This window comes from Streptomyces ambofaciens ATCC 23877 (assembly GCF_001267885.1).
GTDB lineage: Bacteria > Actinomycetota > Actinomycetes > Streptomycetales > Streptomycetaceae > Streptomyces > Streptomyces ambofaciens.
The window spans coordinates 4,771,883-4,781,834 of the sequence record NZ_CP012382.1; the positions used below are offsets into that span (position 1 = coordinate 4,771,883).

The window sequence follows — 9,952 nt, forward strand, 5'->3', positions numbered from 1 at the left end:
GCGTCTCGATGACTTGAGCGATCCCGACCGGGGATGCCCCACAAAAGGGGTATCCCCGGTTGGTCGTTCCAAGGAAAGTACTCCCGCCGGTAAGGTGGCCTGCGCTGCCCTCTTTCACGGGTGCGTCACATGGGGCACCCTGGGCGGCAGTTGACCGTTACTTACTTAGTCGTCAGTCGAATCCTCAAGACCGTCACCCTTGACGCAGTAGCGCGGGGGTCGCAGGAGGCACCGTGCTCACCGCGTTCGCCCGGGCGTTCAAGACGCCCGACCTGCGCAAGAAGCTGCTCTTCACGCTCGGCATCATCGTGGTCTACCGGCTCGGTACCCACATCCCCATCCCAGGCGTCGATTACAAGAACGTCCAGGAGTGTGTGGACCAGGCGTCCGGCAACCAGGGCCTCTTCGGTCTGGTGAACATGTTCAGCGGCGGCGCCCTGCTGCAGATCACGGTCTTCGCGCTCGGCATCATGCCGTACATCACGGCGAGCATCATTCTGCAGCTGCTGACCGTGGTCATCCCGCGCCTGGAAGCCCTGAAGAAGGAGGGCCAGGCGGGCACGGCGAAGATCACGCAGTACACCCGCTACCTGACCATCGCGCTCGCCATCCTGCAGGGCACCGGCCTCGTCGCCACCGCGCGCAGCGGCGCCCTCTTCTCCGGCTGCACCGTCGCCGGTCAGATCGTGCCGGACCAGGCGATCTTCACCACCATCGTCATGGTCGTCACCATGACCGCCGGTACGGCCGTCGTGATGTGGCTCGGTGAGCTGATCACCGACCGCGGCGTCGGCAACGGCATGTCGATCCTGATGTTCATCTCGATCGCCGCGACCTTCCCGTCCGCCCTGTGGGCCATCAAGAAGCAGGGCGAGCTGGCGGACGGCTGGATCGAGTTCGGCACCGTGATGCTCGTCGGATTCGTCATGGTCGGCCTGGTCGTCTTCGTGGAGCAGGCCCAGCGCCGCATCCCGGTGCAGTACGCGAAGCGCATGATCGGCCGTCGTTCCTACGGCGGTACCTCGACGTACATCCCGCTCAAGGTGAACCAGGCGGGTGTCATCCCCGTCATCTTCGCCTCGTCGCTGCTCTACATCCCGGCGCTGATCGTCCAGTTCTCCGGCTCGCAGGCGGGCTGGGCGACCTGGATCCAGAAGAACCTCGCCGACACGGCCGCGACGCCGCACATCATTCTGTACTTCCTCCTGATCGTGTTCTTCGCCTTCTTCTACGTGGCGATCTCGTTCAACCCCGAGGAAGTCGCGGACAACATGAAGAAGTATGGTGGGTTCATCCCGGGCATCCGGGCTGGCCGACCGACCGCTGAGTATCTGAGCTACGTACTCAACCGGATCACCTGGCCGGGTTCGCTGTATCTGGGCCTGATCTCTCTCGTACCGACAATGGCGTTGGCCGGTTTCGGGGCAAACCAGAACTTCCCGTTCGGCGGGACCAGCATCCTGATCATCGTGGGTGTGGGTCTTGAAACGGTGAAGCAGATCGAGAGCCAGCTCCAGCAGCGCAATTACGAAGGGTTCCTCCGCTGATGCGAATCGTCCTCGTCGGGCCGCCGGGTGCTGGAAAGGGAACGCAGGCCACCCGCCTTGCCGAGACGCTGCACATCCCGCACATCTCCACGGGTGACCTGTTCCGCGCGAACATCAGCCGGCAGACCGAGCTCGGCAAGCTGGCCAAGTCCTACATGGACGCCGGCAACCTCGTCCCGGACGAGGTCACCATCGCCATGGCGAAGGACCGGATGGAGCAGCCCGACGCCGAGGGCGGCTTCCTGCTGGACGGCTTCCCGCGCAACGTCTCCCAGGCCGAGGCGCTGGACGAGCTGCTCGAGACCGAGGACATGAAGCTCGACGCGGTGCTGGACCTGGAGGCCCCGGAGGACGAGGTCGTCAAGCGGATCGCCGGCCGGCGCGTCTGCCGCAACAACTCGGCGCACGTCTTCCACGTGACGTACACCCCGTCGAAGAAGGCGGGCGTCTGCGACGTCTGCGGCGGTGAGCTGTACCAGCGGGACGACGACTCCGAGGAGACGGTCCGCAAGCGGCTCGAGGTCTACCACACGCAGACCGAGCCGATCATCGACTACTACAAGGCGCAGGGTCTGGTCGTCACCATCTCGGCCATGGGCCCGGTCGACGAGGTCACCGGCCGTGCGCTGGAGGCGCTCAAGCGCGACAAGTAGTTCTTCGTCACGGCTACAGCCGCGGTCCCTCGCCCGAGGGCCGCGGCTGTGCTGTGGGACGGGGCGGTCGGCCGCCCCGTATCGTTGGAAGCGTTGCCCGCCCCTCCCCAGGTCCAGAAAGGCCGCAGCCCCCATGGTGCAGATCAAGAGCCCCGAGCAGATCGCCAAGATGCGTGAGGCGGGGCTGGTCGTCGCCGCCATCCACGCGGCCACGCGCGAGGCGGCGGTGCCCGGCGCCACCACCAAGGACCTGGACCAGGTCGCCCGCAAGGTGCTCGCCGAGCACGACGCCAAGCCGAACTTCCTCGGGTACGGCGGCTTCCCGGCGACCATCTGCACGTCCGTGAACGAGGTCGTCGTCCACGGCATCCCGTCCGACGACGTGGTCCTCAAGGACGGCGACGTCATCTCCATCGACTGCGGCGCGATCATCGACGGCTGGCACGGCGACGCCGCCTACACGGCCTTCGTCGGCTCCGGCCACTCCCCGGAGCTGGTCGAGCTCTCCCGGGTGACCGAGGAGTCGATGTGGGCGGGCATCGCGGCGATGAAGCAGGGCAACCGGCTCGTGGACGTCTCCCGGGCCATCGAGACGTACATCCGCCGCCAGCCCAAGCCCGGCGGCGGCAAGTACGGGATCATCGAGGACTACGGCGGCCACGGCATCGGCACCGAGATGCACATGGACCCGCACCTCCTGAACTACGTCGACCGCCGCCGCGGCAAGGGCCCCAAGCTGGTCCCCGGCTTCTGCCTGGCCATCGAGCCGATGGTCTCCCTCGGCACCCCGCGCACGGAGGTGCTGGAGGACGAGTGGACGGTCATCACGACCGACGGCACCTGGTCCTCCCACTGGGAGCACTCCGTGGCCCTGACGGAGCAGGGGCCGCTGGTCCTGACGTCGCCGGACGGCGGCAGGGCGAAGCTGGCCGAGCTGGGCGTCACGGCCGCGCCGGACCCGCTGGCCTGACGAACGGCCGGTCCGGACCCGCCGGCGCGAGGGGTCCGGGCCGGGGGGTGTTCCTCTGCATGACGATCACCCGGGTGGGGCAGACTTTCCCGTTTCGCCTTTCCGGGTGTACTGACGTAGACTGACGCGTCGGCTCTCGTGCACCCGCATGTCTCCATGCGCTCGTACGGCGTACGGGGGTCGATCAAGGTAGTCGATTCGAAGGGCGAAGCGTGGCCAAGAAGCAAGGTGCCATCGAGATCGAAGGCACTGTCGTCGAGTCTCTTCCGAACGCCATGTTCAAGGTGGAGCTCCAGAACGGCCACCAGGTCCTGGCACACATCAGCGGCAAGATGCGTATGCACTACATCCGCATCCTCCCTGACGACCGGGTCGTGGTGGAGCTGTCTCCGTACGACCTGACGCGTGGCCGGATCGTCTACCGGTACAAGTAGATCTTGCCCACGTCCCGCGCGGCTCTCGCGCGGGCCCGCCGGCAACTGACCCGGAGAACCTCACACCCATGAAGGTCAAGCCGAGCGTCAAGAAGATCTGCGACAAGTGCAGGGTGATCCGCCGTCACGGTCGGGTCATGGTCATCTGCGACAACCCGCGCCACAAGCAGCGCCAGGGCTGACGTTCGACCGACCGAACCCTCTGCATCTTCTTCGCAGGGATTCGCGCGACGCGAGCTGAATTTGTTCATACGCAGGACCCGGGCACGCGTGCCCGACACCCCCGGTTCGGAGGCCGGGGACCTTGTCCGTACCTAGTACGGCGGACGGGGAGCCGGTCCTGTGGAAGACCTCCGAAGATCACCAGGAGCCATTGAATGGCACGCGTTTCCGGTGTCGACATCCCGCGCGAAAAGCGCGTGGAGATCGCCCTCACCTACGTGTTCGGCATCGGCCGGACGCTTTCGCAGCAGACGCTGGCCGCGACCGGCGTCGACCCGAACACCCGCGTCCGCGACCTCTCCGAGGAGCAGCTCGTCGCGATCCGCGAGTACGTGGACAACAACATCAAGACCGAGGGTGACCTCCGCCGCGAGGTCCAGGCCGACATCCGCCGCAAGGTCGAGATCGGCACGTACCAGGGTCTGCGTCACCGTCGTGGCCTGCCCGTGCGCGGTCAGCGCACCAGCACGAACGCCCGTACCCGCAAGGGTCCGCGTCGCGCGATCGCCGGCAAGAAGAAGCCGGGCAAGAAGTAGTCCTCAGCGGACGCTCATCAGCGGTCTTCGCTGTAGGACCGACCACCTCCCGTAGGAGAACGACATGCCCCCCAAGGGACGTCAGGGCGCTGCCAAGAAGGTGCGCCGCAAGGAAAAGAAGAACGTCGCTCACGGCCACGCGCACATCAAGAGCACGTTCAACAACACGATCGTGTCCATCACGGACCCGACCGGCAACGTGATCTCCTGGGCCTCCGCCGGCCACGTCGGCTTCAAGGGCTCCCGGAAGTCCACGCCGTTCGCCGCGCAGATGGCCGCCGAGTCGGCTGCCCGTCGCGCGCAGGAGCACGGCATGCGCAAGGTCGACGTCTTCGTCAAGGGCCCGGGTTCCGGTCGTGAGACCGCCATCCGTTCGCTCCAGGCGACCGGCCTTGAGGTCGGCTCGATCCAGGACGTCACCCCGACGCCGCACAACGGCTGCCGTCCGCCGAAGCGTCGTCGCGTCTGATCCGTCGCGTCACTCCGGACGCGTCTGATCTCGCTTCACCAGGGTTTCCGGGCGGTACGGCTCTTTCGGGCCGTATCGCCCGTACCCTTGCAGTACTGGTCGGGCGTCAAATAGCGGGCGCCCCTGACTGAAGGATCACCACATGCTGATCGCTCAGCGTCCCTCGTTGACCGAAGAGGTCGTCGACGAGTTCCGCTCCCGGTTCGTCATCGAGCCGCTGGAGCCGGGCTTCGGCTACACCCTCGGCAACTCCCTCCGCCGCACCCTCCTCTCGTCGATCCCCGGCGCTGCTGTCACCAGCATCCGCATCGACGGTGTCCTGCACGAGTTCACCACCGTGCCGGGCGTCAAGGAGGACGTCACCGACCTGATCCTCAACATCAAGCAGCTGGTCGTCTCCTCGGAGCACGACGAGCCGGTCGTGATGTACCTGCGCAAGCAGGGCCCGGGTCTGGTCACCGCCGCCGACATCGCGCCCCCGGCCGGTGTCGAGGTGCACAACCCCGACCTCGTCCTCGCCACGCTCAACGGCAAGGGCAAGCTGGAGATGGAGCTGACCGTCGAGCGCGGTCGCGGCTACGTCTCCGCCGTCCAGAACAAGCAGGTCGGTCAGGAGATCGGGCGCATCCCGGTCGACTCGATCTACTCGCCGGTTCTGAAGGTCACGTACAAGGTCGAGGCCACGCGTGTCGAGCAGCGCACCGACTTCGACAAGCTGATCGTCGACGTCGAGACGAAGCAGGCCATGCGTCCGCGCGACGCCATGGCGTCGGCCGGCAAGACCCTGGTCGAGCTGTTCGGTCTCGCCCGCGAGCTGAACATCGACGCCGAGGGCATCGACATGGGCCCGTCCCCGACGGACGCCGCGCTCGCCGCCGATCTGGCCCTGCCGATCGAGGAGCTGGAGCTCACCGTTCGGTCGTACAACTGCCTCAAGCGCGAGGGCATCCACTCCGTGGGTGAGCTCGTGGCCCGTTCCGAGGCGGACCTGCTCGACATCCGCAACTTCGGTGCGAAGTCGATCGACGAGGTCAAGGCCAAGCTCGCGGGCATGGGCCTGGCGCTGAAGGACTCGCCTCCCGGATTCGACCCGACCGCCGCCGCGGACGCCTTCGGCGCCGACGACGACGCGGACGCCGGTTTCGTGGAGACCGAGCAGTACTGAGAGCTCGGGCCGTTCGGTCCGTACTCGGGTGCGGGTGGGCTGTGGCTGGTCGCGCAGTTCCCCGCGCCCCTTCCGGACGGGCCCCTTCGGGGCCCCGTCCGGATCTCCGACAGGCGACCGCCTGCTCGGATACTGACCTCGGTACCTGATACGGCCGGGGCAGACACCTAGGAGAAACACCATGCCGAAGCCCAGCAAGGGTGCCCGTATGGGCGGCAGCGCCGCGCACGAGAAGCTGCTCCTCGCGAACCTCGCGAAGTCGCTCTTCGAGCACGGCAAGATCAAGACCACCGAGGCGAAGGCGCGCAAGCTGCGTCCGTACGCCGAGCGTCTGGTCACCAAGGCGAAGAAGGGCGACCTTCACAACCGCCGTCAGGTGCTCCAGGTGATCACGGACAAGAGCATCGTGCACACGCTCTTCACCGAGATCGGCCCGCGCTACGAGAACCGTCCCGGTGGCTACACCCGGATCACCAAGGTCGGCAACCGCCGCGGTGACAACGCGCCGATGGCCGTCATCGAGCTGGTCGAGGCGCTGACCGTGGCGCAGCAGGCCACCGGCGAGGCCGAGGCCGCCACCAAGCGTGCCGCCAAGGACGCCGAGACCACCGAGGCCGCCGAGACCAAGGTCGACACGACCAAGGCCGACGACGCCGCCGAGGAGTCGAAGGACGCGTAAGCGTTCTGCCGCGGGCCCGTCCCTTTCGAGGGGCGGGCCCGCTTTCGCGTTGCTGAGAGGATGTCCGGGTGAGTGACGAAGTAGAGGCCGGCCACGTCCGGGTACGGCTGGACCTGTCCTACGACGGGGCCGGGTTCTCCGGGTGGGCCAAGCAGGCCGGCGGGCGGCGCACCGTACAGGGCGAGATCGAGGACGCGCTGCGGACCGTGACGCGGTCGGCCGTGACGTACGAGCTGACCGTGGCGGGCCGCACCGACGCGGGCGTGCACGCGCGGGGGCAGGTCGCGCACGTCGACCTGGAGCGCGAGGTGTGGGCCGAGCACCACGAGAAGCTGCTCAAGCGGCTCGCCGGGCGCCTGCCCAGGGACGTACGGGTGTGGGCCCTCAGGGAGGCCCCCAGCGGCTTCAACGCCCGTTTCTCCGCGGTCTGGCGGCGCTACGCCTACCGGGTCACCGACAACCCCGGCGGCGTGGACCCGCTGCTGCGCGGACACGTCCTGTGGCACGACTGGCCGCTCGACGTGGACGCGATGAACGAGGCCGCCCGCGGGCTGCTGGGCGAGCACGACTTCGCCGCCTACTGCAAGAAGCGGGAGGGGGCCACCACCATCCGGACCCTCCAGGAGCTGAGCCTGGTGCGCGGGGACGACGGCATCGTCACGGCCACCGTGCGGGCCGACGCCTTCTGCCACAACATGGTGCGCTCCCTCATCGGGGCGCTGCTCTTCGTCGGCGACGGCCACCGCACGCCCGACTGGCCGGCCAAGGTGCTCGCCGCCGGCGTACGGGACTCGGCCGTGCACGTCGTACGGCCGCACGGGCTGACGCTGGAGGAGGTCGGCTACCCGGCGGACGAGCTGCTGGCGGCCCGGAACAAGGAGGCGCGCAACCGCCGGTCCCTGCCGGGGGCCGGCTGCTGCTGACCGGGGCGGGGCGCCGTCGGGCACCCCGCGCGCCGGCGGAGGATCAGCCCTCCGCCGCCGCCGACGCCTGGGTCTCGCCGCGCCGGTGGATCTGGCGGAAGGTGAACTCGGCCAGGTCGTCGCCGGCGCGGAAGACCTCCGTGGTCTTCTCCGTCACGTCCTTGCCGTTGGTGAACCCGGCGATGGTGAAGTAGGCGTAGCGGCCGTAGGAGTTGGTGGTGGAGCGGCAGACGGCGCCGGTGCAGAAGGACTTCACCCCGCCGCCGGACAGGGAGCGGATGATGCTCTTCTTGTCGGCCTGCTGCTTGGCCCGGAGGGCCTTGGCCTCGGTGTCGAAGACGGCCACGCCAACCGTCACCGCGGTGTCGCCCTCGGTGTAGGTGACGCGCATCAGGCGGGTGCAGTCGTTGTCGGCGAGCACCTTCGGGAGCGTCTTCTGGGCCGCGGAGCCGCAGGTCCGGGTGTCGGCCGTCGGGCCCTTCTTGTAGACCGTCTCGCCCATGGTCAGCTGCGTGCCCGTGAAGAGCAGGTCAGGGCTGAGCGGGGCCTTGTCCTTCTTGGCGCTGGAGATGAAGTCCTTGGGGTCCAGCGGCGGCGGGGCGCTGGTCGGGGCGAACGACGGGGTCGCGTCGGTCGCGCTGGGTATGTCCGCCGTCGCGGGGAGCTGCGAGGAGGGGCCGTCCGAGGCCTGCCCGGTGCCGTTCGCCGAGACCACCGCCACGGCGACGGCACCGGCGATCGCCACCGTGGCCAGCGCACCACCGCCGACGAAGAGCAGGCGGCGCCGTTTGGCGCGGGCCTCGGAGGCCTCGGCGAGGGCCGCCCAGTCCGGGGAGTTGTCGCCCTCGCCACTGTTCCAGGGCTGCTGCTGCGGCTGCTGCGATTGCGGTTTCCAGGGATCCCACTGCGACTGAGGTCCCCCCTGCCCAAAGCTCATGGGCCGCATCTTAGACGGGCCCAGGGGCGTGCTGGTGCGGCTCCCGGCGCCGGGCAGCGCCTAGCGTTCCGTCCATGCGGACGGGCAAAAACGACATCTCCGGGTGGTTGGTGCGACCGGCGAGCGGGCATCTGTGGGCGGTGCTCGTGACGGTGCTGGCGGTCACCGTGGCGCACGCGGCGCGCGTGACCTCGGACGGCGGGATGGACAACGCGATCGTCGTGCGGGCCGCCCGCACCTGGCTGGCCGGCGGCTCCCCGTACGACGACCCCCACTTCCTGTACTTCCCGAGCGCGGTCCTCGCCGCCGCCCCGCAGGCCCTGCTGCCCCCGGACGTGCTGCGGGTGCTGGCGCCGTGCGCGGTGACGGTGCTGCTGGCGCTGGCCTGGGCCGGTGCGCTGCGGCTGCACCGCGTACCGCTGCGCAGCCGGCTCGCGGTCCTCGGGCTGACCGGGCTCGCGACGGGCTTCGCGCCGTTCGGGCACCTGGTGCGCCTCGGCAACTGGACGGTGACGGCGGCGGCGGCCCTGCCGCTGGCCCTGCTGCTGGCCGGGCGGGGGAGGTGGACCGCGGCGGGCGCGGTCATCGGTGCCGCCGTGGCGCTCAAGCCGCTGCTCGCGCCCGTGTGCCTGCTCCTGCTGTTCGCCGGGCGGTGGCGGGCGCTGGCGGCGGCGGTGGCGGTGCCGGCGCTCGCCTGCGGTGCCGCCGCGCTGCTGATGCCCGACCCGGCCGGCTTCCTCACCCGCACCCTGCCCTTCCTGCTCCACGGCGACGACGGCTTCGTACGGCTCTACGAGGCATCCCCGGCCGCCGTGCTGCCCCGCCTGGGCGTCCCCGGGGGGATCGCCCAGGGAGCCGCGGTGGTGGCCGCCGGTGCCGGGGTGCTGTGCGCGTACGTCCGCTGGCGCCGCGCCGACCCCGGCCCGCTGCGGCTCGCGGAGACCGCCGCGGGCCTGATGCTCTCGGCGTTCCTCGTCTCCCGGCCCTCCTACGACCACTACCTCCTGGTCGTCCTGCCGCTGCTGCTCGCCGGGCTGCCGTACGCCGGCGCGGTGGCCCGGGGGCCCTGGTTCTGGATCGCCCTGGTGCCCCAGGTACCGGGGCTGACCTGGCCCTGGCTGGAGTCGGGGCGGCGGCGGGCCTTCAAGGACGCGTTCACGCTGTGCGTGCTGGCGGTGGCGGTCGCCCGGCGGGCCGGGGCCGGTACGGTGGGAGACGACGATCACGTGGGCGCCGGACGGGCGCCGGAGCCCGCGCGGGCCCCGGCGGCTCCGTTTTGACCCGGCCGTGGGACCCCGGGTATTCTGCACAGTCGTATGTGTATTGGCTTGCTCATTCTCACGTGAGGGGCCCTTACACCGGTCCACCGGGACCGATGACCAGCGACCAGCACGCGGTATGCGTCACCGCAGTGCGG

General features: G+C 69.3%; 12 protein-coding genes. 11 read left to right on the forward strand and 1 reads right to left on the reverse strand.

Translation table 11 applies throughout. The annotated features are described in order from the left end of the window. Positions 1 to 233: 233 nt before the first annotated feature. The 10 genes from secY (at position 234) to truA (ending at position 7,598) form a co-directional block, all read left to right on the forward strand. Positions 234 to 1,547, forward strand: a complete 1,314-nt coding sequence (secY, locus tag SAM23877_RS21430) for a preprotein translocase subunit SecY (RefSeq protein WP_053135634.1) — start codon at positions 234 to 236, stop codon at positions 1,545 to 1,547. Continuing rightward, positions 1,547 to 2,200 (forward strand): adenylate kinase, encoded by a 654-nt coding sequence (locus tag SAM23877_RS21435; RefSeq protein WP_053135639.1) that lies wholly within the window; start codon positions 1,547 to 1,549, stop codon positions 2,198 to 2,200. Before secY ends, SAM23877_RS21435 begins: the two co-directional genes overlap by 1 nt. Positions 2,201 to 2,333: 133 nt before the next feature. Beyond that, positions 2,334 to 3,170 (forward strand): type I methionyl aminopeptidase, encoded by an 837-nt coding sequence (gene map / locus SAM23877_RS21440; RefSeq protein WP_053135642.1) that lies wholly within the window; start codon positions 2,334 to 2,336, stop codon positions 3,168 to 3,170. A gap of 212 nt (positions 3,171 to 3,382) precedes the next feature. Then, on the forward strand, positions 3,383 to 3,604 hold the full coding sequence (gene infA / locus SAM23877_RS21445; RefSeq protein WP_003948620.1) for a translation initiation factor IF-1: 222 nt from the start codon (positions 3,383 to 3,385) through the stop codon (positions 3,602 to 3,604). A 68-nt stretch (positions 3,605 to 3,672) separates the two neighbouring features. After that, positions 3,673 to 3,786 (forward strand): 50S ribosomal protein L36, encoded by a 114-nt coding sequence (rpmJ, locus tag SAM23877_RS21450; protein ID WP_003974245.1) that lies wholly within the window; start codon positions 3,673 to 3,675, stop codon positions 3,784 to 3,786. Between the two features lie 195 nt (positions 3,787 to 3,981). After that, positions 3,982 to 4,362: a 30S ribosomal protein S13 gene (gene rpsM / locus SAM23877_RS21455; protein ID WP_003974244.1), complete on the forward strand. Its 381-nt coding sequence runs from the start codon at positions 3,982 to 3,984 to the stop codon at positions 4,360 to 4,362. Positions 4,363 to 4,426: 64 nt separating this feature from the next. Beyond that, the gene (gene rpsK / locus SAM23877_RS21460; protein ID WP_003948617.1) at positions 4,427 to 4,831 is read left to right on the forward strand and encodes a 30S ribosomal protein S11; all 405 of its coding nucleotides are present in this window, start codon (positions 4,427 to 4,429) and stop codon (positions 4,829 to 4,831) included. Between the two features lie 142 nt (positions 4,832 to 4,973). Next, a complete protein-coding gene (locus SAM23877_RS21465) occupies positions 4,974 to 5,996 on the forward strand; it encodes a DNA-directed RNA polymerase subunit alpha (RefSeq protein ID WP_003966937.1) in 1,023 nt (340 codons plus the stop codon). Between the two features lie 181 nt (positions 5,997 to 6,177). Beyond that, positions 6,178 to 6,675, forward strand: coding sequence for a 50S ribosomal protein L17 (rplQ, locus tag SAM23877_RS21470; RefSeq protein WP_053135645.1), 498 nt, complete (start codon positions 6,178 to 6,180; stop codon positions 6,673 to 6,675). A gap of 68 nt (positions 6,676 to 6,743) precedes the next feature. Then, complete coding sequence (truA, locus tag SAM23877_RS21475; RefSeq protein WP_053135647.1) at positions 6,744 to 7,598, forward strand: tRNA pseudouridine(38-40) synthase TruA; 855 nt, start codon at positions 6,744 to 6,746, stop codon at positions 7,596 to 7,598. A 43-nt stretch (positions 7,599 to 7,641) separates the two neighbouring features. Here truA and SAM23877_RS21480 read toward each other — a convergent pair whose 3' ends face one another. Continuing rightward, entirely contained in the window at positions 7,642 to 8,535 is an 894-nt protein-coding gene (locus tag SAM23877_RS21480) for a hypothetical protein (protein ID WP_053142718.1), read from the reverse strand. A 74-nt stretch (positions 8,536 to 8,609) separates the two neighbouring features. On the opposite strand from SAM23877_RS21480, the gene SAM23877_RS21485 reads away from it, so the two are divergent. Then, complete coding sequence (locus SAM23877_RS21485) at positions 8,610 to 9,815, forward strand: glycosyltransferase 87 family protein (RefSeq protein WP_053135650.1); 1,206 nt, start codon at positions 8,610 to 8,612, stop codon at positions 9,813 to 9,815. The last annotated feature ends 137 nt before the right edge of the window (positions 9,816 to 9,952 follow it).

Coding starts and splice junctions, on each gene's coding strand:
- SAM23877_RS21435 (WP_053135639.1), top strand. CDS start 1,547: ATGCGAATCGTCCTCGTCGGGCCGCCGGGTGCTGGAAAGGGAACGCAG.
- map (WP_053135642.1), top strand. CDS start 2,334: ATGGTGCAGATCAAGAGCCCCGAGCAGATCGCCAAGATGCGTGAGGCG.
- rpmJ (WP_003974245.1), top strand. CDS start 3,673: ATGAAGGTCAAGCCGAGCGTCAAGAAGATCTGCGACAAGTGCAGGGTG.
- rpsM (WP_003974244.1), top strand. CDS start 3,982: ATGGCACGCGTTTCCGGTGTCGACATCCCGCGCGAAAAGCGCGTGGAG.
- rpsK (WP_003948617.1), top strand. CDS start 4,427: ATGCCCCCCAAGGGACGTCAGGGCGCTGCCAAGAAGGTGCGCCGCAAG.
- SAM23877_RS21465 (WP_003966937.1), top strand. CDS start 4,974: ATGCTGATCGCTCAGCGTCCCTCGTTGACCGAAGAGGTCGTCGACGAG.
- rplQ (WP_053135645.1), top strand. CDS start 6,178: ATGCCGAAGCCCAGCAAGGGTGCCCGTATGGGCGGCAGCGCCGCGCAC.
- SAM23877_RS21480 (WP_053142718.1), bottom strand. CDS start 8,535: ATGAGCTTTGGGCAGGGGGGACCTCAGTCGCAGTGGGATCCCTGGAAA.
- SAM23877_RS21485 (WP_053135650.1), top strand. CDS start 8,610: ATGCGGACGGGCAAAAACGACATCTCCGGGTGGTTGGTGCGACCGGCG.